Here is a 21,502-nt window from a genome sequence, read left to right as displayed (position 1 = left end):
AAGAGCCGCACCCTTGCGTAGGAGCGGACTCCGTCCGCGATGCCCGGCGTTCGGCACCTGATCGCGGATGAATCCGCTCCTGCGAAGGGCCTTCTGCGGGAGCGGATGCTGCTACAGCGGCAACAGGCGCTCGCCCAGCTTGCCGCTGTCCGCCAGTTCGAGGAACTCGTCGCCCATACGCCGGCTTTCGTCCATCGCCTTGCGCCAGTAGCGTTCGCGGCCGGCGTCGTCGCCCAGGTAGCGGTGGAAGTCCTTGCGGTCCGGCAGCTTGCCGTGCGGCAGGCGCGCCAGGTAGTCCTTCGACGGTGCGAGCAGCAGCACGTCCTGCAGGCGGCCGGCGTTGCCGCGGCGCCAGGGCAGGCCCTTGTCGAACCAGCCGGGGATCACCTTGTCGGTGAAGTGCGGGTAGAGCACCACGCCCTTGGGCAGGTAGGGCAGGTCGAGGTGGTAGTCGAGCAGGCCGCCGTCGCGGTAGGTGCCGGGGCCGGCGCCAGGAATGTCGCGCACGCCCTCCATCACCATCGGGATCGAGCCGGAGGCGAGCAGGGCGTGGCGCAGGTTCGCCAGGTCCAGGTGGAGGAAGCGCGAGGGGAAGTCCGCGAGCGGTTCCAGCGGCGGCGCGCGGCGCGCGTCGTGGATGATCAGCCGTTCGAAGTGCCGGTGCAGGTGGCGGCGGCCCACCAGGTTGTCGCGGATCACCGCGCCCAGCCCCAGGCCGAGCCCGGCCTTGCCGTCCTGCGCCAGGCGGCCGTGGCTCTTCACCACCACCACGTTGAGGCGGTACCAGGGGTTGTCCAGCAGGCTGGCATCGTGGCCGTCGAGCAGGTCGTCGAGCATCTTCGCGCAGCTTTTCGAGACGTCGGCGATGCTCGCGTTGCGGGCGAAACGCTGCTGGGTGTAGAGCTCGCCGAGGCGGCGGATAGCGTCGGCCGGGTCGGGCAGGCAGGCGCTGGCGAAGCGCCAGGAGCCGATGGAGGCGCCGATCAGCGAACGCTCGCGCGGCGCGCGCGGCAGCCATTCGCCGAACAGCGCCAGGTCCAGGCCCTGGATGCCCAGCGCCTTCGGGCCGCCGGCGGCGCCGGGCAGGATGCCGACGTCGGCGGGGGCCAGCCCCTGTTCGCGGATGCGCGCGAGGGCGCGGGTGCCGGCCTTGAGGGTGAGGGCGGGGGTCTTGATCTGGATGGCGGTCATGCGGGCCTCGCTGCTGAGGCCCGCGATTATAGAGCCTGTACAGGGCATGCAAGGATACTTCACGGGGTGAATGAGCCTTGCCGATTCAGCTTGGGTTAAGTCCTTCGCCCTAGTCTGGGGAGGCTGCCACTCGGAGGAGGTGCCCATCCATGAAGCTGCTGATCATCCTGACCGCCGCCACCGCGCTGATGCTCGGGGCCGTCGCCGCGAAGGCCCGCGACCTCGGCCCGGACGAGGCGCTGCGCCTGCGCGATGCCGGCACCATCCGCGACTTCGAGGCGCTCAACCAGGCCGCGCTGGGCAAGCATCCGGGCGGAAGGGTGTACGATAGCGAGCTTGAGCTGGAACATGGCCGCTACCTCTACAAGGTCGATATCGAGGACGCCCAGGGCGTGAAATGGGATGTCGAACTCGATGCGGTGAGCGGCGCAATCGTCAAGGATCGCCAGGACGACTGATGAAGATCGACTTTCCACGCGCGGCCCTGCTGGCCGTTGCACTCGCCTTGTCGGCCGGCGCCGCGCAGGCCCATGACCTGGGCCAGGACGAGGCCCTGCGGCTGAGCCGCGAAGGGGTTATCCGCCCGTTCGAGGAAATCCTGCCCATCGCCCAGGCCCGCTACCCCGATTCCAAGCTGCTGGAAGCGGAGCTGGAGCAGGAACATGGCAGCTATATCTACGAGGTGGAGCTGCTCACCGTCGATGGCGTGGTGCGCGAACTGGAGCTGGATGCCCGCGACGGCCGCATCCTCAAGGACAAGGAGGACGACTGATGCGCCTGCTGCTGGTGGAAGACCATGTGCCCCTGGCCGACGAACTGCTGGCCAGCCTGACGCGCCAGGGCTACGCCGTCGACTGGCTGGCCGACGGCCGCGATGCCGCCGTGCAGGGCGCCAGCGAACCCTATGACCTGATCATCCTCGACCTCGGCCTGCCCGGGCGCCCCGGGCTGGACGTGCTGCGCGAGTGGCGCGGCATGGGGCTGGCGACGCCGGTGCTGATCCTCACCGCGCGCGGCTCCTGGGCCGAGCGCATCGACGGCCTGAAGGCCGGCGCCGACGATTACCTGACCAAGCCTTTCCACCCCGAGGAACTGCTGCTGCGCATCCAGGCGCTGCTGCGCCGCGCCCGCGGGCTGGCCAACCAGAACCAGCTGGAAGTCGCGGGGTTGAGCCTGGACGAGGCGCGGCAGTGCGTGCAGCAAGGCGGCAAGGACGTCGACCTGACCTCCGCCGAATTCCGCCTGCTGCGTTATTTCATGCTGCACTCCGGCCAGTTGCTGTCGAAATCCCACCTTGCCGAGCACCTTTATGACGGTGAGACCGAGCGCGATTCCAACGTGATCGAAGTGCACGTCAACCACCTGCGCCGCAAGCTCGGCCGCGAGATCATCGAGACCCGTCGGGGCCAGGGCTACCGCTTCGCCGGCAATGTCGGCGGGGCCGCGCGATGATGTCGATCCAGCGCCGGCTCGGCCTCGGGCTCGGCGTGGTGCTGCTGGTGATCGGCCTGGCGCTGGCGCAGACCGGGCTCTGGCTGTTCGACCAGGGCCTGCGCCGCTATCTGGCCGACGGCCTGCAGAACGAGGCGGAAAGCCTGCTGGTGGGCGTCATCCGTGGCCCGGCCGGCCTGCAGCTGGATGACCAGCGGGTGGACACCGTCTATGACCGGCTGTTTTCCGGGCGCTATTTCGTCGTCCGCTTCGATGACGTCACCTGGCGCTCCCGTTCGCTGTGGGACCGCGAGCTGGAGCTGCCCGCGCACAAGGGCCTGGCGCGGCAGCTGGTAGAGGGGCCGGAGGAGCAGCGCCTGCTGGTCTATCGCGGCGATTACAAGCGCTATGGCAAGCAGCTGAAGATCGTCGTCGCGCAGGATTACACGCCGATCCTCAAGCGCTTCAGCCGCCTGCGCAATATCGGCCTGGGGGCCGGGGGCGTGGCGCTGCTGCTGATCCTGATCTTCCAGGGCTTCACCGTGCGTCGCGCGCTGCGCCCGCTGGAGCGGGTGCGCCAGCAGATCGCACAACTGCAGGAAGGCCGGCGCAGCCAGCTGGACCGGCAGGTGCCGCAGGAGCTGGAACCGCTGGTGGAGCAGGTCAACCACCTGCTGCAGCACACCGAGGACACCCTGCGCCGGTCGCGCAACGCGCTGGGCAACCTCGGCCATGCGCTGAAGACGCCGCTGGCGGTGCTGATCAGCCTTGCCGAGCGCGACGAGCTGCTCGCGCATCCGGAACTGCGCCGCGTGCTGCAGGAGCAACTGGAGCAGATCGAGCAGCGCCTGGCCCGCGAACTGGGCCGCGCGCGGTTGGCGGGCGAAGCGCTGCCCGGCGCGTATTTCGACTGCGCCGCGGAACTGCCGAGCCTGTGCGAGATGCTGCGGCTGATCCATGGCGAACACCTGGAGATCGACTGGAAGGCCGAGCCCGGCCTGCGGCTGCCGTTCGACCGCGAGGACCTGCTGGAGATGCTCGGCAACCTGCTGGACAACGCCTGCAAATGGGCGGACGCCCAGGTGCGGCTGACGGTGGAGAAGGGCGCCGAAAGTTATCTCCTGAGCGTGGACGATGACGGCCCCGGGATTGCCGAGGAACAGCGCGAAAGCGTGCTGGAGCGCGGCACGCGGCTGGACGAGCAGGTCGCGGGGCATGGCCTGGGGCTGGGCATCGCGCGGGATATCGCGGCGGCGTGCGGCGGCAGCCTGTGGCTGGAAGGCAGCGAGCTGGGCGGGTTGCGCGTGCGGGTGGAGCTGCCGCGGCGCGCGGCGGGTTGATTCCGGCGGAGCCTGTCATCGATATCGATTGACGCTGTGCCGTGCGGTTCGCGAGCAAGCTCGCTCCTACGAAGAACGCGCAGGTGCAAACCTGTAGGAGCGAGCTTGCTCGCGAACCCGATGCAGCGCCGGCCTTGCCGATGGGGCGCGGACTGTGGGGCTTTCGTAGGAGCGGATCCATCGACCCGGCTGGTGGTTCGCCAGCTGGTTCGGTGATCCGAACTCCGGGTGTGCCTGGCCAGGTCGCGCACCCCGTCGGCGACTGCCGCAAACCCGCGCCCGGCCTTGCTGGTGCTGGCGGCTTCGCTGGGCGGCCCACCGCGAAAGTTGCACTCGGCAGGCGAACTGCTGACTAATGGGCGGGTTTTCCCAATTCCCCGGACCTGCTCATGCTCGAATCGAAACTGGAATACCGGACGTTCCTGCTCCTCCTGGTGGTGGTCACCATCGCCTTCGCCTGGTTGCTGCTGCCGTTCTACGGCGCGGTGTTCTGGGGCACCATCCTGGCGATCATCTTCGCCCCGCTGCAGCGCCGCCTGCGCGTGCGCCTGAACGGGCGCAACAACCTCGCGGCGCTGATCTCGCTGACGATCTGCCTGCTGATCGTGATCCTGCCGATGACCTTCATCGCCGGTGCGCTGGTGCAGGAAGGCGCGCAGGTGTACCAGCGCCTGAAGTCCGGCGAACTGAACTTCGTCACCTACTTCCAGCAGGCGATCGCCGCGCTGCCGGGCTGGGCGCACCCGTGGCTGGAGCGTTTCGACCTGACGGACCTGTCGAGCCTGCAGGAGAGGCTTTCCTCGGGGGCGATGCAGGCGAGCCAGCTGGTCGCCACCAAGGCGTTCAGCATCGGCCAGAACACCTTCGAGTTCGTCATCAGCTTCGGCATCATGCTCTACCTGCTGTTCTTCCTCCTGCGCGACGGCCCGGCCCTGGGGCGCCGCATCAAGCAGGCGGTGCCACTGAGCGGCGAGCACAAGCAGCACCTGTTCACCAAGTTCACCACGGTGATCCGCGCCACGGTGAAGGGCAACATCGCCGTGGCCGCCACCCAGGGCGCGCTGGGTGGGCTGATCTTCTGGTTCCTCGGCATCCAGGGCTCGCTGCTCTGGGGCACGCTGATGGCTTTCCTGTCGCTGCTGCCGGCCATCGGCGCGGGGCTGATCTGGGTGCCGGTGGCCGCCTACTTCCTGCTCACCGGGGCGATCTGGCAGGGCGTGGTGCTGACCCTGTTCTGCGTGGTGGTGATCGGTCTGGTGGACAACATCCTGCGCCCGATCCTGGTTGGCAAGGACACCAAGATGCCGGACTACGTGGTGCTGATCTCGACCCTTGGCGGCATGTCGCTGTTCGGTCTCAACGGCTTCGTCATCGGCCCGCTGATCGCCGCGCTGTTCATTGCCTCGTGGGACCTGTTCACCGGGCGGGAAGGGGATGAGCCCAAGGCGGCAGAGTAGGGCAGAGCACCTTGTAGGACGGCGTGGAGCGAAGCGGTACCCATCAATTCCAGACACGGACCGCATGGGTATCGCTGCGCTCCACCCATCCTACGAAAGCGTTTCTGTAGCCAATAAAAAACCCCGCCGAAGCGGGGTTTTTCATGCCTGTCGATCTCAGCCGGCGACGGCCGCCAGGCCGCTGTGCTGGAGGATATCCAGCAGCGGTTGCGGGTAGACGCCAAGGAGGAAGGCGAGCAGGGCGATGGCCACCAGCATGATGCCGCCGGCGCGCTGGGCCCAGTCCAGGGGCGCGTCGTGGCGCTTCATGTTCGGCTCGACCAGGAACATGGTCACCATCACGCGCAGGTAGTAGTACAGGCCGATGGCGCTGCCCAGCACCAGGGTGCCGACCAGCCACCAGAGCTGGGACTCGACGCCGGTGGCGATGACGTAGAACTTGCCGATGAAGCCGGCGGTCAGCGGGATGCCGGCCAGGGACAGCATCATCACGGTCATCACCGCGGTCAGCGCCGGACGGCGCCAGAACAGGCCGCGGTACTCGAACAGCGCGTCGGCGTCGCGGCCGCCGTACGGGGTGGACATCAGGGTGACCACGCCGAAGGCGCCCAGGGTGGTGACCACGTAGGTGGTCAGGTAGACACCGACGGTTTCCACGGCCAGGCCCTTGCTCGCCACCAGCGCGATCAGCAGGTAGCCGAAGTGGGCGATGGAGGAGTAGCCGAGCAGGCGCTTGATGTTGCTCTGGGTCAGCGCCAGCAGGTTGCCGACCAGGATCGAGGCGATGGCGATGGCCGCGATGGCGTCATGCAGCAGGCCATTGTTCAGGGCCGCCGGGGCGATCTGGAACAGGCGCAGCAGCACGGCGAACACGGCGACCTTGCTGGTGGTGGCGAGGAACGCGGAGACCGGGGCCGGGGCGCCTTCGTAGACGTCCGGGGTCCACAGGTGGAAGGGCGCCAGGGACAGCTTGAAGCCCAGGCCGACCACCATCATGCCGACGCCGATGGACAGCAACGGGCTGTGGCTGGTGCCTTCGGCCAGCGATGCGCCGATGGCAGCGAAGCCCAGGTTGCCGGACTCGGTGTAGAGCAGGGCCATGCCGAACAGCAGGAAGGCCGAACCGGCGGCGGACAGTACGGTGTACTTGATGCCCGCTTCCAGGGTGCGCTTGTTGAAGAAGGCGTAGGCCACCATGCCGTAGACCGGCACCGACAGCAGCTCCAGGCCGATGAACAGGCCGGCCAGGTTCTGCGCGCTGGCCAGCACCAGGCCGCCGGCGGTGGACAGCAGCAGGAGCAGGTAGAGCTCTTCGCGGTTGCCCGGGTAGCTCTCCATGTAGGCGTGGGCCAGGGTGGTGCAGGCCAGGGCGCCGACCAGGACCAGGGCCATGTAGAAGCAGGCGAAGTTGTCCACCATCAGCAGCGGGGTGACTTCCACCGGGGTGACTTTGAGCACCGGGAAGATCGACAGCAACGCCAGGTTCAGACCGATCACCGAGAGGGTGGCGGTCAACGAGTGGTTACGCTTCCAGGCCACCGCCAGCATCACCACCACCAGGGTGGCGCTGGTGATGATCAGCGGCAGGAGCGCGATGAAGTGTTGGATCGTGAAGGTCATGTCGCGCTTACCGTGCTGCCAGGGTGGAGAGGGCGGAACCCAGCCACTGCTGGATGCCGTGCATGGTTGCCGCGGAGGTGTCGAGGACCGGCTGCGGGTAGATGCCCAGCAGGACCAGCAGCACCACCAGGCCGAGCCCCATGCTCAGTTCGCGGAAGTTCAGGCCGGCGATCGCGGTCTCGGACTTGGACGGGCCGAAGTACGCGCGGTGGATCATGATCAGCGAGTAGACCGAACCGAACACCAGGCCGAAGGTGGCGATCACGGTGATCACCGGAACGCTCTTGAAGCTGCCCAGCAGGATCAGGAACTCGCCGACGAAGTTGCCGGTGCCCGGCAGGCCCAGCGAGGCGATGGCGAAGAACAGCGCCACGGCCGGCAGGTACGGGATGCGCGACCACAGGCCGCCCATCTTGCGCATGTCACGGGTGTGCAGGCGCTCGTACAGCTGGCCGCAGAGGATGAAGAGCGCGGCGGCGGAGAGGCCGTGGGCGATCATCTGGATCACCACGCCCTGCAGCGCTTGCGGGTTGCCGGAGTAGATGCCGATGATGACGAAGCCCATGTGCGACACGGAGGAGTAGGCCACCAGGCGCTTGATGTCGGTCTGCGCGAACGACAGGAAGGCGCCGTAGAAGATGCCGACGATGCCCAGCCACATGGCCACCGGCGCGAACTCGGCGGAGGCGTTGGGGAACAGCGGCAGGGCGAAGCGGATCAGGCCGTAGGCGGCGGTCTTCAGCAGGATGCCCGCCAGGTCCACGGAACCGGCGGTCGGCGCCTGGGCGTGGGCGTCAGGCAGCCAGGAGTGTACCGGCACCACCGGCATCTTCACCGCGAAGGCGGCGAAGAAGCCGAGCATCAGCAGCCATTCGGTGTGCGGCGGCAGCTGGGTCTTGAGCAGGTCGGCGTAGTTGAAGGTCAGCACGCCGGTGCTGTTGTAGTGCACGAACACCAGGCCCAGGATCGCCACCAGCATGATCAGGCCGCTGGCCTGGGTGAAGATGAAGAACTTGGTGGCGGCGTAGATGCGGGTCTTCTTGCCGTCTTCCGAGCTGTGACCCCAGAGCGCGATGAGGAAGTACATCGGCACCAGCATCATTTCCCAGAAGAAGAAGAACAGGAACAGGTCGACGGCGAGGAACACGCCGATCACACCGCCCAGGATCCACAGCAGGTTCAGGTGGAAGAAGCCGATGCGGCGCTGGATCTCGTTCCAGGAGCAGAGCACGGACAGCACGCCGAGCAGGCCGGTCAGGGCGACCATCAGCAGGGACAGGCCGTCCATTGCCAGGTGCACGCTGATGCCGAAGCGCTCGATCCAGGACACCTTGAATTCCAGGGTCCATTGCGGATCGCCACCCGGCGCGGGCGCCAGCTGGAAGTTGCCGGTGTGCCACACCCACAGGCTGAGGGCGAGGGTCAGGGTCATCGACCCCAGCGCGACCCAGCGGGGCAGGGTCTTGCTGGTGTACTCGGCGATCCAGCAAAGGAAGCCGCCGATGAAGGGGATCAGGATTAGCCAGGGCAGAATCATGTCGGGCTCAATCTCTTTCGTGAAGTTTTAAGCCAGCAGCATCGCGCCGAGAAGCAGCGCGGCACCGCCCACCAGGGAAGCGGCGTACCAACGCAGGCGGCCGTTCTGGGTGAGGCTGAGGAGTTTGTGACCACCACGTGCGGTGAGCGGAACCAGGACCAGGGTGCGGTCGACCGGATCGGCGCTGAGCAGACGGCAGATCAGCAGATAGGGTTTCACGAACAGCTTGTCGTACAGCCAGTCGAAGCCCCAGGCATGGAACCACCAGGTACCGAAGAAGCGGCCCGGCGCGCTCTGGGCGACGGCGCTGATGAAGCGACGCTTGCCGAGGAACAGCAGGCCCGCCAGCAGGATACCGGCGATGGCGATGGCACCCGAGGCGATCTCCAGGCTGTGCTTGGCCTCGCCACCGGCGTGGCCGGCGCTTTCCGGCAGGACGCTGGCCAGCGGCGGGGTGATCAGCGCGCCGATGAAGGTGGACAGCACGATCAGCACGCCCAGCGGCAGCCAGTGGCTGATGCCGTGGCCGGCGTGTGCCTCGGTCTTCGCTTCGCCGTGGAAGGCGATGAAGATCAGACGGAAGGTGTAGATCGAGGTCAGGAAGGCACCCAGCAGGCCGGCGATCAGCAGGTTCTGGTGACCGCTGGCGAAGGCTTCCCAGAGGATCTCGTCCTTGGAGTAGAAGCCGGCGGTCAGGAAGGGCAGGGCGGCCAGGGCCGAACCACCGACCACGAAGCTCGCATAGGCCAGCGGCAGCTTCTTCCACAGACCACCCATCTTGAAGATGTTCTGCTCGTGGTGGCAGGCGACGATCACCGCACCCGAGGCAAGGAACAGCAGGGCCTTGAAGAAGGCATGGGTCATCAGGTGGAAGATCGCGCCACCCCAGGCGCCGACGCCCAGGGCCAGGAACATGTAGCCGATCTGGCTCATGGTCGAGTAGGCGAGGATGCGCTTGATGTCGGTCTGCACCAGGGCGGCGAAGCCGGCCAGCACCAGGGTCACGGCGCCGACGATGCCGACCAGCTCCAGGACGTTCGGGGCCAGCTCGAACAGGCCGTGGCAGCGGGCGATCAGGTAGACGCCTGCGGTCACCATGGTGGCGGCGTGGATCAGCGCGGAGACCGGAGTCGGGCCGGCCATCGCGTCGGCCAGCCAGGTCTGCAGCGGCAGCTGCGCGGACTTGCCGACGGCGCCGCCGAGCAGCATCAGGGCCGCGACGTTGATCCACAGGTCGCCCTTGGCGAAGTGCTGCGGAGCCAGGGTCAGCAGTTCCTGGATGTTCAGCGTGCCCAGGTGCTGGAACAGGATGAACATGCCGATGGCGAAGAACACGTCACCGACGCGGGTCACGATGAACGCCTTGAGCGCCGCGTTGCCGTTCGGAACATGGCTGAAGTAGAAGCCGATCAGCAGGTAGGAGCACAGGCCCACGCCTTCCCAGCCGAAGTACACGAACAGCAGGTTATCGCCCAGCACGAGGAACAGCATGCTGGCGATGAACAGGTTGGTGTAGGCGAAGAAGCGCGAATAGCCGGCCTCGCCACGCATGTACCAGGAGGCGAACAGGTGGATCAGGAAGCCGACGCCGGTGACCACGCCGAGCATGGTGACCGACAGGCCGTCCAGGTACAGGGTGAAGTTGGAGTGGAAGTCACCAACGTTCATCCATTGCCACAGCACCACGCTGTAGGCACCGCCTTCCGGCGGCGCACTGTGAAAGCTCCAGATCGCCCAGAAGGCGGAGAGGGCAGCCAGGCCCACGGAGCCGACACCGACCAGTGCCGAGAGGTTTTCCGACCATCTGCCGCGCGAGAACGAGAGCAGCAGGAAGCCGACCAGGGGGAACAGGAATGTAAGGGGCAGCAGGTTCATCCGCGCATCTCGCTGGCAGCGTCGATATCGAGGGTATGGAAGCGGCGATACAGCTGGAGCAGGATCGCCAGGCCGATGCTCGCCTCGGCCGCGGCCAGGCTGATCACCAGGATGAACATCACCTGGCCGTCGGGCTGGGCCCAGCGGCTACCGGCGACCACGAAGGCCAGCGCGGCGGCGTTCATCATCACTTCCAGGCTCATCAGTACGAACAGGATGTTGCGTCGTACCATCAGGCCAACCAGTCCGAAGCAGAACAGCACACCGGCGAGCGCCAGTCCGTGTTCGAGAGGGATTGCGTTCATGGTGTTATTCCTTCGCTTCGTGGCGGCCGAGGTGGTAGGCGGCGACCAGTGCCGCCAGCAGCAGCATCGAGGCCAGTTCGACGACCAGCAGGTAGGAGCCGAACAGGCTGATGCCGACGGTCTTGGCGTCCACGATGGTATGGCCGATGCCGACGCCGCTCGGGGTGCGCGAGAGCATCCACAGCAGTTCGACCATCAGCACCAGCGACAGCGCGCCGGGGCCGATCCAGACGCCGGGCTTGAGCCATTTGCGCTCCTGTTCGGCGATGGCCGGCCCGAGGTTGAGCATCATCACCACGAAGACGAACAGCACCATGATCGCGCCGGCGTAGACGATGATCTCCAGGGCGCCGGCGAACGGGGCGCCGAGGCTGAAGAAGGTCATCGACACGGCGAGCAGCGAAACGATGAGGTAGAGCAGGGCATGCACCGGGTTGCTGTTGGTGATGACCCGCAGGGTTGCCAGCACGGCGACGCCGGCGGCGAAGTAGAAAGCGAATTCCACGCGACGTCTCCTTACGGCAGCAGGCTCTTGACGTTGATCGGTTCGGCCTCGTTCTGCGCGGCGCCTTTCGGCTTGCCGGCGATGGCCATGCCGGCAACGCGGTAGAAGTTGTAGTCCGGGTTCTTGCCGGGACCGGAGATCAGCAGGTCTTCCTTCTCGTAGACCAGGTCCTGGCGCTTGAACTCGCCCATCTCGAAATCCGGGGTCAGCTGGATCGCGGTGGTCGGGCAGGCTTCCTCGCACAGGCCGCAGAAGATGCAGCGGGAGAAGTTGATGCGGAAGAACTCGGGGTACCAGCGGCCGTCCTCGGTCTCGGCCTTCTGCAGGGAGATGCAGCCGACCGGGCAGGCCACGGCGCACAGGTTGCACGCCACGCAGCGTTCCTCGCCGTCGGGGTCGCGGGTGAGGACGATGCGGCCGCGGTAGCGCGGCGGCAGGTACACGGGTTCTTCCGGGTATTGCAGGGTGTCACGCTTGCGGAAGGCATGGCCGAAGATCATCACCAGGCTGCGCAGCTGGGTGAAGGTGCCATGCACGACTTCCAGAATGTACTTGATCATTGTCTTGCTCCTTACTGGGCCGCCAGCACGACTGCGCCGGTCACCAGCAGGTTGATCAGGGTCAGCGGGAGGCAGAACTTCCAGCTGAAGGCCATCACCTGGTCATAGCGCGGGCGTGGGATCGAGGCCCGCAGCAGGATGAACATCATGATGAAGAAGCCGGTCTTCAGGGCGAACCAGATGAACGGGATCTGCGGCAGGATGCCGAAGGGACCGTGCCAGCCGCCGAAGAACAGGGTCGCCAGCAGCGCGGACACCAGCACGATGCCGATGTACTCGCCGACGAAGAACATGCCCCACTTCATGCCGGCGTACTCGATGTGGTAACCGTCGGCCAGTTCCTGCTCGGCTTCGGGCTGGTCGAACGGGTGACGGTGAGTCACCGCGACGCCGGCGATGAAGAAGGTCATGAAGCCGAAGAACTGCGGGATGATGAACCACACGTGCTCGGCCTGGTATTCGACGATGTCGCGCAGGCTGAAGGAGCCGACCTGAGCCACGATGCCCATCAGCGACAGGGCCAGGAACACCTCGTAGGAGATGGTCTGGGCCGAGGCGCGCAGGCTGCCGAGGAGGGCGAACTTGTTGTTGCTCGACCAGCCGGCGAACAGCACCGCGTACACGGTCAGGCCGGCCATGGCGAAGAAGAACAGGACGCCGATGTTCAGGTCCGCCACGCCCCAGGTCGGGGTGATCGGGATGACGACGAAGGCCACCAGCAGCGCACCCATGGCGATCATGGGCGCGAGGGTGAAGATCAGCTTGTCGGCGAACGGCGGGGTCCAGTCTTCCTTGAAGAACATCTTCAGCATGTCGGCGCCGAGCTGGAAGGCCCCGAAGGGGCCGACCCGGTTCGGACCGTAGCGGTCCTGCCAGAGGCCGAGCAGACGGCGCTCGACCCAGCTCAGCAGCGCGCCGCAGACGACCACGGCGAGCAGGATGACGATGGCCTTGATGATCTCGATGATGATGTCGACGACGGTGGGTGTCAGCCAGCTCACGCTCAATAAACTCATTGGGCAGCCTCCTGCAGACCTTCAGCGACAGCGCCGATGACACCGGCGGGAATGCCTTGCAGACCGATCGGCAGGGCGACCAGACCGGCGCCCAGCTCTTCGCTCACGCGCAGCGGCAGGCGCAGTTCCTGGCCCTTGACGGTCAGGCGGATGATCGCGCCTTCGTTGACGCCCAGGCGGTCAGCCTCGGACTTGGCCAGGGTGGCGTAGGTCTGCGGGATGCGCTCCTGCACCGGTGCGGCCTTGGCAGTGTTCTCCTCGCTGCCGAACAGGTGGTAGAAGGGCACCACCTTGAACTGGCTGGCGGCGGTGTGGAACGGCGCGGGAATCTCGCTGAACCACAGCGCCTGGCCCTTGGCCTGGATCAGGCGCACGCCCGGGTCGCCGGCGCGCAGGTGGCCGCCGACTTCGTCCTGGAACTTGTTCCAGGCCTGCGGGGAGTTCCAGCCCGGGGACCAGGCGAACGGAATCTGCTGACGCGGTTCGGCGCTGCCGGCGTAGCCTTCCATGGAGAAGGCGAACGGCGAGTCGATGTCCTGCGAAGCGCGCGGCTCGCTGACACTGATGTTGGCGCGCATGGCGGTGCGGCCGGAGTAGCGGTGCGGTTCGCGCGCCAGTTTCAGGCCCTTGATGCGGAACGCGGCGTTCGGCGCGGCGTCGCGGATGCCGGCCAGTTGCGGCTTGGCGGCGACGACGGCGTCGATCACGTGATCCAGCTGGGTCCAGTCGACGCGCTTGCCTTCGAGGGTGCTGTGCAGGGCATGCAACCAGCGCCAGCCTTCGCGGACCAGGTTGTCGGCGTTGTAGTAGGTCGGGTCAAAGACCTGGAAGAAGCGCTGGGCGCGGCCTTCCTGGCTGACCAGGGTGCCGTCGCCTTCGGCGAAGCTGGCGGCCGGCAGCAGGACGGTGGCCTTGGCGCTGGTGGCGGTCTGCTGGTGGTCGGCGACGATGACGATCTTCGCGGCGGCCAGGGCGGCATCGACAACGGCGGCGTCGGCGCGGCGGTACAGGTCGTTCTCCAGGATCACCACGGCATCGGCGGCGCCGGAGGTCAGCTGCTGCAGGGCGCTTTCGACGGACTCGCCGCCGAAGAGGGCCAGGCCCAGGCTGTTGGCTTCCGGAACCACCAGGCTCAGGGAGCCGTGCTTTTCGCGGTTCTTCAGCGCGCTGGCGATGTTCGCGGCGGCTTCGATCAGGGCGTTGCTGCCCAGCGAGGTGCCGGAGATGACCAGCGGACGCTTGGCGGCGACCAGGGCGTCGGCGATGCGCTGGGCCAGGGCGGCGGCTTCGGCGTCGAGGCCGGCCACGGCCGGGGCGCTCGGGTCGATCGCGTGGGCCACGGCGAAGCCCAGGCGGGCGAGGTCTTCAGTGGCGGCGTGCACGCACTCGGCGGCGACGTCGTCCAGGCGGGTTTCATCCAGGCTTGCGATGAACAGCGGGTTCATCTCGTGCTGGGCGATGGTCTTCACCGCGGCGTCGAGCCACGGCTGGATCTTCATCGAGGCGGCCATGTCCTCGCCCTTGCCCTTCACCGACTGGCGCAGGGCCAGGGCGATGCGGGCGGCGGTCTGGGTGAGGTCCTCGCCGAGCACGAACACTGCGTCGTGGTCTTCGATGTCACGGATGGTCGGTGTCGGCAGCGGGCCGTCCTGCATGACTTTCAGCACCAGTTGCAGGCGCTGCAGTTCGTCGGCGGAGATACCGCTGTAGAAGTTCTGCGCGCCGACCAGTTCGGACAGGGCGTAGTTGCTTTCCAGGCTGGCGCGCGGCGAACCGATGCCGATCACCTTGCGGCCCTTGAGCAGGGCAGCGGTCTGGTCCAGGGCGCCGTCCAGCGAGAGCTTCTGCTTGCTCAGCATCAGCTGCGGCTGGCGCGGACGGTCTTCGCGGTTGACGTAGCCGTAGCCGAAACGGCCACGGTCGCACAGGAAGTAGTGGTTCACCGAGCCGTTGTAGCGGTTCTCGATGCGGCGGATTTCACCGTAACGCTCGCCGGGGCTGATGTTGCATCCGCTGGAGCAGCCATGGCAGATGCTCGGGGCGAACTGCATGTCCCACTTGCGGTTGTAGCGCTCGGAGTGGGTCTTGTCGGTGAACACGCCGGTCGGGCAGACCTCGGTGAGGTTGCCGGAGAACTCGCTCTCCAGCACGCCGTCCTCGATGCGGCCGAAATAGACGTTGTCGTGCGCGCCATAGACGCCCAGGTCGGTGCCGCCGGCGTAGTCCTTGTAGTAACGGACGCAGCGGTAGCAGGCGATGCAGCGGTTCATCTCGTGGGCGATGAACGGGCCGAGCTCCTGGTTCTGGTGGGTGCGCTTGGTGAAGCGGTACCGGCGCTGGTTGTGGCCGGTCATCACCGTCATGTCCTGCAGGTGGCAGTGACCGCCTTCCTCGCAGACCGGGCAGTCGTGCGGGTGGTTGGTCATCAGCCATTCGACGACGCTGGCGCGGAACTGCTTGGCCTCTTCGTCTTCGATGGAAATCCAGGTGTTGTCGGTGGCGGGAGTCATGCAGGACATGACGAGGCGACCGCGTTTGTCGTTCTCGTCGGTGTACTGCTTGACCGCGCACTGGCGGCATGCGCCGACGCTACCGAGCGCCGGGTGCCAGCAGAAGTAGGGGATGTCGAGACCGAGGGAGAGACAGGCCTGCAACAGGTTGTCCGCTCCGTCGACTTCTAACGTCTTGCCGTCTACGTGGATCGTGGCCATGGGTCTAAGTCTTCGTTGGCCCGTTGTCAGCGGGCGTGGCTAATAGAAATCACGGTTTCATCGGGCCGGCGGCATGCCGCGGCGCTACAACGAAACAACGCCGGGCGCATTGCCCGGCGAACAAAGCATCAAGCGCCGACGGTCTGCGGTGCTTGTACGGCCTGAGCCTGGCGGGAAACGCCCGCTTCGAACTCGGGACGGAAATACTTCAGTGCGCTGCCCAGCGGCTCGACGGCACCCGGCGCGTGGGCGCAGAAGGTCTTGCCTGGGCCGAGGAAGTTGACGAGCTGCTCGAGGGTCTCCAGGTCGCCCTGGGCGCCTTGGCCTTTCTCCAGTGCGCGCAGGATCTTCACGCTCCACGGCAGGCCGTCGCGGCACGGCGTGCACCAGCCGCACGATTCGCGGGCGAAGAACTCTTCCATGTTGCGCAGCAGCGAGACCATGTTGACGCTGTCGTCCACCGCCATGGCCAGGCCGGTGCCCATGCGGGTGCCGACCTTGGCGATGCCGGCCGCGAACAGCGGGGCGTCCAGGTGTTCCGGCAGGAGGAAGCCGGTACCGGCGCCGCCCGGCTGCCAGGCCTTGAGCTTGTAGCCGTCGCGCATGCCGCCGGCGTAGTCCTCGAAGACTTCGCGGGCCTGGATGCCGAAGGGCAGTTCCCAGATACCGGGGTTCTTCACCTTGCCGGAGAAGCCGATGAGCTTGGTGCCCATGTCTTCGCTGCCCGGACGGGCGAGGCCCTTGTACCAGTCCACGCCGTTCTGCACGATCGCCGGCACGTTGCACAGGGTCTCGACGTTGTTCACGCAGGTCGGCTTGCCCCAGACGCCGACGGCGGCGGGGAAGGGCGGCTTGGAGCGCGGGTTGGCGCGGCGGCCTTCCAGCGAGTTGATCAGCGCGGTCTCTTCGCCACAGATGTAGCGGCCGGCGCCGGTGTGCACGAACAGTTCGAAGTCGAAGCCGCTGCCGAGGATGTTCTTGCCCAGCAGGCCGGCGGCCTTGGCTTCATCGATGGCGCGGTTCAGGTTGCGCGCGGCGTCGACGTACTCGCCGCGCAGGAAGATGTAGCCGCGGTAGGCCTTCAGCGCCCGCGCGGAGATCAGCATGCCTTCCACCAGCAGGTGCGGCATCTGCTCCATGAGCATGCGGTCCTTCCAGGTGTTGGGTTCCATCTCGTCCGCGTTGCACAGCAGGTAGCGGATGTTGAGGGATTCGTCCTTGGGCATCAGACCCCACTTCACGCCGGTGGGGAAGCCCGCACCGCCGCGGCCCTTGAGGCCGGAGTCCTTGACGGTCTGGACGATGTCGTCGGTGGCCATCTCGGCCAGCGCCTTGCGCGCGGCGGCGTAGCCGTTCTTCGACTGGTATTCCTCGAGCCACACCGGGGCCCCGTCGTCACGCAGGCGCCAGGTCAGCGGGTGGGTTTCGGCCGTGCGCGCGGTGCGGTTGGGCGTGCCGTAGGAGGTGAGGCGGGTCATGCGTAGGCCTCCAGCAGTTTGGCGACACCGTCCGGACGCAGATCGCCGAAGGTGTCGTCGTCGATCATCATCGCCGGAGCCTTGTCGCAGTTGCCCAGGCAGCACACCGGCAGCAGGGTGAAGCGGCCGTCGGCGGTGGTCTGGCCGAGGCCGATGCCCAGCTGCTTCTGCAGCTCGCCGACCACGGATTCGTGGCCGCCGATGTAGCAGACCATGCTGTCGCAGACGCGGATGATGTGGCGGCCGACCGGCTGGCGGAAGATCTGGCTATAGAAGGTGGCCACGCCTTCGACGTCGCTGTCCGGGATGCCGAGGATCTCGGCGATGGCGCCGATGGCGCCGTCCGGCACCCAGCCGCGCTGCTTCTGGACGATCTTCAGGGCTTCGATGGACGCCGCGCGGGAGTCCTCGTAGTGGTGCAACTCGTGCTCGATGGCCGAGCGCTCGGTTTCGCTGAGTTCGAAACGGTCAGTCTGGATAAGGGTACTCATGATCAGCGGTCCACGTCGGCCATAACGAAGTCGATACTGCCCAGATAGGCGATCAGGTCAGCGATCATGCTGCCGTTGATCACCGACGGAATCTGCTGCAGGTGCGCGAAGCTGGGCGTCCGGATGCGGGTCCGGTAGCTCATGGTGCTGCCATCGCTCGTCAGGTAGTAGCTGTTGATGCCCTTGGTCGCTTCCACCATCTGGAAGGCTTCGTTGGCCGGCATGACCGGGCCCCAGGAAACCTGCAGGAAGTGGGTGATCAGGGTTTCGATGTGCTGCAGCGTGCGCTCTTTGGGCGGCGGCGTGGTCAGCGGGTGGTCGGCCTTGTACGGGCCTTCGGGCATGTTCTTCAGGCACTGCTCGATGATGCGCAGGCTCTGGCGCATTTCGCCCATCTTGACCATGCAGCGGTCGTAGGCGTCGCCGTTGGCCGCCAGCGGCACTTCGAACTCGAAGTTCTCGTAGCCGGAGTAGGGGCGGGCCTTGCGCAGGTCGAAGTCGCAGCCAGTGGCGCGCAGTCCGGCGCCGGTGGTGCCCCATTCCAGCGCTTCCTTGGTGTTGTACTGGGCAACGCCGATGGTACGGCCACGCAGGATGCTGTTCTTCAGGGCGGCGGTTTCGTACTCGTCCAGGCGCTTGGGCATCCAGTCGAGGAATTCGCGGACCAGCTTGTCCCAGCCGCGCGGCAGATCGTGGGCGACGCCGCCGATGCGGTACCAGGCCGGGTGCAGGCGGAAGCCGGTGATGGCTTCGACGACCTTGTAGGCGCGCTGGCGGTCGGTGAAGGTGAAGAACACCGGGGTCATCGCGCCCACGTCCTGGATGTAGGTGCCCAGGTAGAGGAGGTGGTTCAGGATGCGGAAGAACTCCGACATCATGATGCGGATGACGTCGACGCGCTGCGGCACCTTGATGCCGGCGAGCTTCTCGACCGAGAGCACGTACGGCAGGTTGTTCATCACCCCGCCGAGGTAGTCGATACGGTCGGTGTAGGGGATGAAGCTGTGCCAGGACTGACGCTCGGCCATCTTCTCGGCGCCACGGTGGTGGTAGCCGATCTCCGGAACGCAGTCGAGGATCTCTTCACCGTCCAGCTGCAGGATGATGCGGAACGCACCGTGGGCGGACGGGTGGTTCGGGCCGAGGTTGAGGAACATGAAGTCCTCGTTCTCGCCGTGGCGCTTCATGCCCCAGTCTTCGGGCTTGAAGCGCAGGGCTTCCTGCTCCAGCTCCTGCTTGGCGACGGAGAGGGAGTAGGGATCGAACTCGGTGGCGCGCGCCGGGTAGTCCTTGCGCAGCGGATGGCCTTCCCAGGTCGGCGGCATCAGCATGCGGGTCAGGTGCGGGTGGCCGGTGAAGGTGATGCCGTACATGTCCCAGACTTCACGCTCGTACCAGTTGGCGTTCGGCCAGATACGGGTGGCGGTGGGCAGGTTGAGGTCGCCTTCGGACAGGGCAACCTTGATCATCACGTCGCTGTTACGCTCAAGCGACATCAGGTGGTAGAACACGCTGAAGTCGGCGTTCGGCAGGCCGCGGCGGTGGGTGCGCAGGCGCTCGTCGACCCCGTGGAGGTCGTAGAGCATGACGTACGGCTTGGGCACGTTGCGCAGGAAGGTGAGGACGTCGATCAGGCGCTCACGGGGCACCCAGAGTACCGGCATGCCGGTGCGGGTGGCCTGGACGGTGAAGGTCTCGGCGCCAAAGCGGGAGTTCAGTTCGACGACGATGTCTTGGTCGTCTGCCTTGTAAGGCGGGATGTACAGAGCGGAGTCTGCAGTCATAGTCTCGGTCACTATCGGTCAACGGTGGAGTGAAAACGGGCCTCTCGTGGAGGGCCGGATCACACTTCGTCGGGGCTGCGCAGGTTGGTGACCGCAATACGCTGTTCGCGCTTGAGATCCTTCTGGGCAGGCATGTCGGCACGGTAGATGCCTTGATCGCCAACCACCCAGGACAACGGGCGACGCTCCTGGCCGATGGATTCCTGCAGCAGCATCAGGCCTTGCAGGAACGCCTCCGGACGGGGCGGGCAGCCGGGGATGTAAACGTCCACGGGGAGGAACTTGTCGACCCCCTGAACGACCGAGTAGATGTCGTACATGCCGCCGGAGTTGGCGCACGAACCCATCGAGATCACCCACTTGGGTTCCAGCATCTGCTCGTACAGGCGCTGGATGACCGGAGCCATCTTGATGAAGCAGGTGCCGGCGATGACCATGAAGTCGGCCTGGCGCGGTGATGCACGGATCACTTCGGCGCCGAAACGGGCGATGTCGTGCGGCGCGGTGAACGCCGTGGTCATCTCCACGTAGCAGCAGGACAGGCCGAAGTTGTACGGCCACAGGGAGTTCTTGCGACCCCAGTTCACCGCACCGTTGAGAACATCCTCCAGCTTGCCCATGAAGATGTTCTTGTGGACCTGCCCCTCGATGAGCGGGTCTTCTACCGTTTCGCGCTGGCCGATCGGGTACTGATCATTGGGCGCATCCGGATCGATCCGGGTAAGTTTGTATTGCATCGCCAAAGCCTCATTGTTTTAGCTTCGCCTGCCGTGCACGACGTGCCGCCGGCGCCCAGTCGAGCGCGCCGATACGCCAGAGGTAGACAAGACCTGCCAACAGAATTGCTATGAAAATGGTTGCCTCGATCAGACCGGACCAGCCGCTTTCACGGACGGACACGCTCCAGGCGAAGAGGAAGAGGGCTTCGACGTCGAAGATCACGAAGAGCATCGCGACCAGATAGAATTTTGCCGACAGGCGCAGGCGTGCGCTGCCGGTAGGAACGATCCCGGATTCGAACGGTTCGTTCTTGCTGCGACCAAATGCCTTACTGCCAAGCAGGCTGGAAACCCCTAGCATGAAGCCGAGCAGGCCCAGCACCCCTAAAAGGAAAGCGGCGAGTCCCCAGTGTTGAGCTGCAAGTTCAGCTGGATTGGGCATGCCGATACTCCTTCCTACAAATAACGATTGTCTTGGGTTTCGGGCGATGGCCCGACTGCGCGAACCCGACAACTCAAGGATAGCGAGCTAAGGGTTCAGGTCATCTTTCCAATTTTATGCCCAAAGCCTTCAGCAAGTAAATTTTTCCAACACAAACAGACGCTTCTAAAACGGGCAAAAGGCTTTTGCATTTCCGTGATCCCCCTGCCTGCGCGGTCCGTGGCGCCTAGTGTGCCGGTACTTCGGCTTTGGTCGAATAGTACTTTCGAGGTATTTGGCCGCAATTAATCGCCAATCTTCAAATGATAAGAATTATCATTTGCTGTGTCGTATGTCCGTAACTTTACTACATATAAGCGGCGAGCCTGCCGGTTCACCGCTTCTTCGACATTCGATCATCCCTTTCCAGCTTTGTTGAACGCCCCTTCTTCGGGGTGGTTCATTTTTCCTTGCTGATCCAGGCCCAGTGCATTTCGCAGCGGATCGGTTCGCTGCCGGCATCGTCCAGCACGACCACCTGGATTCGCGCATCGCCCCTGTCTAGCTCCAGCATCGCGCGGTGCTGCTCCGATGTCAGTGTGGCAATGGCGCGCAGTCCTCCGCGGGCTCGATGCAGGTAGTCGACCTTGAGGCTCTTGATCAACGGCAGTTTGTGATCGGGCAGGTTCATTCCAACCATGCAGCCGCTGGCGGATTCGGCGAGCAGCGCCATTGCGGCCGCGTGCACGCCGCCGATGTGATTGCGCGCCCGGCGGTGGTTGGCGAGGCTCATCCGCACTTCATTGCTGGACAGCTTCTGGATGCGTACGCCGGCTGTGCCGGCGAAGCGCACCTGGGAGCAGAACAGGCGACTCAGCAGCGGCTCGTGGAGTCGGCGTGGCAGGTGCTGGATGAGATGGGCGGCGAGGGCGAGACGGTTGCGCCTGGGCATGGGCCTTCCAGTGCTGATCAAGGAAGCCCGAGGCTGACATGACTGCGCGGGTGTGCCTTTAGTAGGCGAGAGGAGGGTGGCTGGCAATCAGGCCAAGCCCAAAAAGCAA

At 65.8% G+C, this 21,502-nt stretch carries 20 protein-coding genes; 5 read left to right on the top strand and 15 right to left on the bottom strand.

Translation table 11 applies throughout. The annotated features are described in order from the left end of the window. Positions 1 to 111: 111 nt before the first annotated feature. A complete protein-coding gene (locus tag AC3B6A_RS15710) occupies positions 112 to 1,191 on the bottom strand; it encodes a patatin-like phospholipase family protein (RefSeq protein ID WP_488398135.1) in 1,080 nt (359 codons plus the stop codon). Between the two features lie 149 nt (positions 1,192 to 1,340). On the opposite strand from AC3B6A_RS15710, the gene AC3B6A_RS15705 reads away from it, so the two are divergent. From AC3B6A_RS15705 to AC3B6A_RS15685, 5 genes are all read left to right on the top strand, one after another. Beyond that, positions 1,341 to 1,649 carry a PepSY domain-containing protein gene (locus AC3B6A_RS15705; protein WP_488398134.1) on the top strand — a complete coding sequence of 103 codons (309 nt, stop codon included), beginning with the start codon at positions 1,341 to 1,343 and terminating at the stop codon, positions 1,647 to 1,649. Beyond that, positions 1,649 to 1,963 carry a PepSY domain-containing protein gene (locus AC3B6A_RS15700; RefSeq protein ID WP_488398133.1) on the top strand — a complete coding sequence of 105 codons (315 nt, stop codon included), beginning with the start codon at positions 1,649 to 1,651 and terminating at the stop codon, positions 1,961 to 1,963. Before AC3B6A_RS15705 ends, AC3B6A_RS15700 begins: the two co-directional genes overlap by 1 nt. Next, complete coding sequence (locus AC3B6A_RS15695; RefSeq protein ID WP_488398132.1) at positions 1,963 to 2,643, top strand: response regulator transcription factor; 681 nt, start codon at positions 1,963 to 1,965, stop codon at positions 2,641 to 2,643. Before AC3B6A_RS15700 ends, AC3B6A_RS15695 begins: the two co-directional genes overlap by 1 nt. Next, positions 2,640 to 3,962 (top strand): ATP-binding protein, encoded by a 1,323-nt coding sequence (locus AC3B6A_RS15690; RefSeq protein WP_488398131.1) that lies wholly within the window; start codon positions 2,640 to 2,642, stop codon positions 3,960 to 3,962. The genes AC3B6A_RS15695 and AC3B6A_RS15690 overlap by 4 nt, the downstream gene beginning before the upstream one ends. A gap of 389 nt (positions 3,963 to 4,351) precedes the next feature. After that, positions 4,352 to 5,419: an AI-2E family transporter gene (locus AC3B6A_RS15685; RefSeq protein WP_488398130.1), complete on the top strand. Its 1,068-nt coding sequence runs from the start codon at positions 4,352 to 4,354 to the stop codon at positions 5,417 to 5,419. A gap of 156 nt (positions 5,420 to 5,575) precedes the next feature. Here the strand turns inward: AC3B6A_RS15685 and nuoN are convergent, their stop codons facing one another. From nuoN to AC3B6A_RS15615, 14 genes are all read right to left on the bottom strand, one after another. Next, a complete protein-coding gene (gene nuoN / locus AC3B6A_RS15680; protein WP_488398129.1) occupies positions 5,576 to 7,039 on the bottom strand; it encodes an NADH-quinone oxidoreductase subunit NuoN in 1,464 nt (487 codons plus the stop codon). 7 nt (positions 7,040 to 7,046) lie between these two features. Beyond that, positions 7,047 to 8,576 carry an NADH-quinone oxidoreductase subunit M gene (gene nuoM, locus AC3B6A_RS15675; protein WP_488398128.1) on the bottom strand — a complete coding sequence of 510 codons (1,530 nt, stop codon included), beginning with the start codon at positions 8,574 to 8,576 and terminating at the stop codon, positions 7,047 to 7,049. A gap of 27 nt (positions 8,577 to 8,603) precedes the next feature. Then, on the bottom strand, positions 8,604 to 10,451 hold the full coding sequence (nuoL, locus tag AC3B6A_RS15670) for an NADH-quinone oxidoreductase subunit L (protein ID WP_488398127.1): 1,848 nt from the start codon (positions 10,449 to 10,451) through the stop codon (positions 8,604 to 8,606). Continuing rightward, positions 10,448 to 10,756, bottom strand: a complete 309-nt coding sequence (gene nuoK, locus AC3B6A_RS15665) for an NADH-quinone oxidoreductase subunit NuoK (protein ID WP_488398126.1) — start codon at positions 10,754 to 10,756, stop codon at positions 10,448 to 10,450. Before nuoK ends, nuoL begins: the two co-directional genes overlap by 4 nt. A 4-nt stretch (positions 10,757 to 10,760) precedes the next feature. After that, positions 10,761 to 11,261: an NADH-quinone oxidoreductase subunit J gene (nuoJ, locus tag AC3B6A_RS15660; protein WP_488398125.1), complete on the bottom strand. Its 501-nt coding sequence runs from the start codon at positions 11,259 to 11,261 to the stop codon at positions 10,761 to 10,763. Between the two features lie 11 nt (positions 11,262 to 11,272). Next, positions 11,273 to 11,821: an NADH-quinone oxidoreductase subunit NuoI gene (gene nuoI, locus AC3B6A_RS15655; protein WP_488398124.1), complete on the bottom strand. Its 549-nt coding sequence runs from the start codon at positions 11,819 to 11,821 to the stop codon at positions 11,273 to 11,275. An 11-nt stretch (positions 11,822 to 11,832) separates the two neighbouring features. After that, entirely contained in the window at positions 11,833 to 12,822 is a 990-nt protein-coding gene (gene nuoH, locus AC3B6A_RS15650) for an NADH-quinone oxidoreductase subunit NuoH (protein WP_488403612.1), read from the bottom strand. Between the two features lie 11 nt (positions 12,823 to 12,833). Then, entirely contained in the window at positions 12,834 to 15,548 is a 2,715-nt protein-coding gene (nuoG, locus tag AC3B6A_RS15645; RefSeq protein ID WP_488398123.1) for an NADH-quinone oxidoreductase subunit NuoG, read from the bottom strand. 128 nt (positions 15,549 to 15,676) lie between these two features. Then, positions 15,677 to 17,026, bottom strand: a complete 1,350-nt coding sequence (nuoF, locus tag AC3B6A_RS15640) for an NADH-quinone oxidoreductase subunit NuoF (protein WP_488398122.1) — start codon at positions 17,024 to 17,026, stop codon at positions 15,677 to 15,679. Then, on the bottom strand, positions 17,023 to 17,523 hold the full coding sequence (nuoE, locus tag AC3B6A_RS15635) for an NADH-quinone oxidoreductase subunit NuoE (RefSeq protein WP_488403610.1): 501 nt from the start codon (positions 17,521 to 17,523) through the stop codon (positions 17,023 to 17,025). Before nuoE ends, nuoF begins: the two co-directional genes overlap by 4 nt. Further along, positions 17,520 to 19,301 carry an NADH-quinone oxidoreductase subunit C/D gene (gene nuoC, locus AC3B6A_RS15630; RefSeq protein ID WP_488398121.1) on the bottom strand — a complete coding sequence of 594 codons (1,782 nt, stop codon included), beginning with the start codon at positions 19,299 to 19,301 and terminating at the stop codon, positions 17,520 to 17,522. The genes nuoE and nuoC overlap by 4 nt, the downstream gene beginning before the upstream one ends. A gap of 59 nt (positions 19,302 to 19,360) precedes the next feature. Next, a complete protein-coding gene (locus AC3B6A_RS15625; RefSeq protein WP_015477477.1) occupies positions 19,361 to 20,038 on the bottom strand; it encodes a NuoB/complex I 20 kDa subunit family protein in 678 nt (225 codons plus the stop codon). Positions 20,039 to 20,048: 10 nt separating this feature from the next. Then, positions 20,049 to 20,462: an NADH-quinone oxidoreductase subunit A gene (ndhC, locus tag AC3B6A_RS15620; RefSeq protein WP_488398120.1), complete on the bottom strand. Its 414-nt coding sequence runs from the start codon at positions 20,460 to 20,462 to the stop codon at positions 20,049 to 20,051. A gap of 439 nt (positions 20,463 to 20,901) precedes the next feature. Beyond that, complete coding sequence (locus AC3B6A_RS15615; RefSeq protein ID WP_488398119.1) at positions 20,902 to 21,393, bottom strand: DUF4442 domain-containing protein; 492 nt, start codon at positions 21,391 to 21,393, stop codon at positions 20,902 to 20,904. Positions 21,394 to 21,502: the final 109 nt, after the last annotated feature.

The organism is Pseudomonas sp. B12(2026) (genome assembly GCF_057767015.1).
This window is presented reverse-complemented; position numbering and strand designations above follow the sequence as displayed.

Bases quoted from the DNA above. Each gene is read 5' to 3' on its own strand.
- AC3B6A_RS15710 (WP_488398135.1), bottom strand. From the start codon at position 1,191: ATGACCGCCATCCAGATCAAGACCCCCGCCCTCACCCTCAAGGCCGGC.
- AC3B6A_RS15705 (WP_488398134.1), top strand. From the start codon at position 1,341: ATGAAGCTGCTGATCATCCTGACCGCCGCCACCGCGCTGATGCTCGGG.
- AC3B6A_RS15700 (WP_488398133.1), top strand. From the start codon at position 1,649: ATGAAGATCGACTTTCCACGCGCGGCCCTGCTGGCCGTTGCACTCGCC.
- AC3B6A_RS15695 (WP_488398132.1), top strand. From the start codon at position 1,963: ATGCGCCTGCTGCTGGTGGAAGACCATGTGCCCCTGGCCGACGAACTG.
- AC3B6A_RS15690 (WP_488398131.1), top strand. From the start codon at position 2,640: ATGATGTCGATCCAGCGCCGGCTCGGCCTCGGGCTCGGCGTGGTGCTG.
- AC3B6A_RS15685 (WP_488398130.1), top strand. From the start codon at position 4,352: ATGCTCGAATCGAAACTGGAATACCGGACGTTCCTGCTCCTCCTGGTG.
- nuoN (WP_488398129.1), bottom strand. From the start codon at position 7,039: ATGACCTTCACGATCCAACACTTCATCGCGCTCCTGCCGCTGATCATC.
- nuoM (WP_488398128.1), bottom strand. From the start codon at position 8,576: ATGATTCTGCCCTGGCTAATCCTGATCCCCTTCATCGGCGGCTTCCTT.
- nuoL (WP_488398127.1), bottom strand. From the start codon at position 10,451: ATGAACCTGCTGCCCCTTACATTCCTGTTCCCCCTGGTCGGCTTCCTG.
- nuoK (WP_488398126.1), bottom strand. From the start codon at position 10,756: ATGAACGCAATCCCTCTCGAACACGGACTGGCGCTCGCCGGTGTGCTG.
- nuoI (WP_488398124.1), bottom strand. From the start codon at position 11,821: ATGATCAAGTACATTCTGGAAGTCGTGCATGGCACCTTCACCCAGCTG.
- nuoG (WP_488398123.1), bottom strand. From the start codon at position 15,548: ATGGCCACGATCCACGTAGACGGCAAGACGTTAGAAGTCGACGGAGCG.
- nuoF (WP_488398122.1), bottom strand. From the start codon at position 17,026: ATGACCCGCCTCACCTCCTACGGCACGCCCAACCGCACCGCGCGCACG.
- nuoC (WP_488398121.1), bottom strand. From the start codon at position 19,301: ATGACTGCAGACTCCGCTCTGTACATCCCGCCTTACAAGGCAGACGAC.
- AC3B6A_RS15625 (WP_015477477.1), bottom strand. From the start codon at position 20,038: ATGCAATACAAACTTACCCGGATCGATCCGGATGCGCCCAATGATCAG.
- ndhC (WP_488398120.1), bottom strand. From the start codon at position 20,462: ATGCCCAATCCAGCTGAACTTGCAGCTCAACACTGGGGACTCGCCGCT.
- AC3B6A_RS15615 (WP_488398119.1), bottom strand. From the start codon at position 21,393: ATGCCCAGGCGCAACCGTCTCGCCCTCGCCGCCCATCTCATCCAGCAC.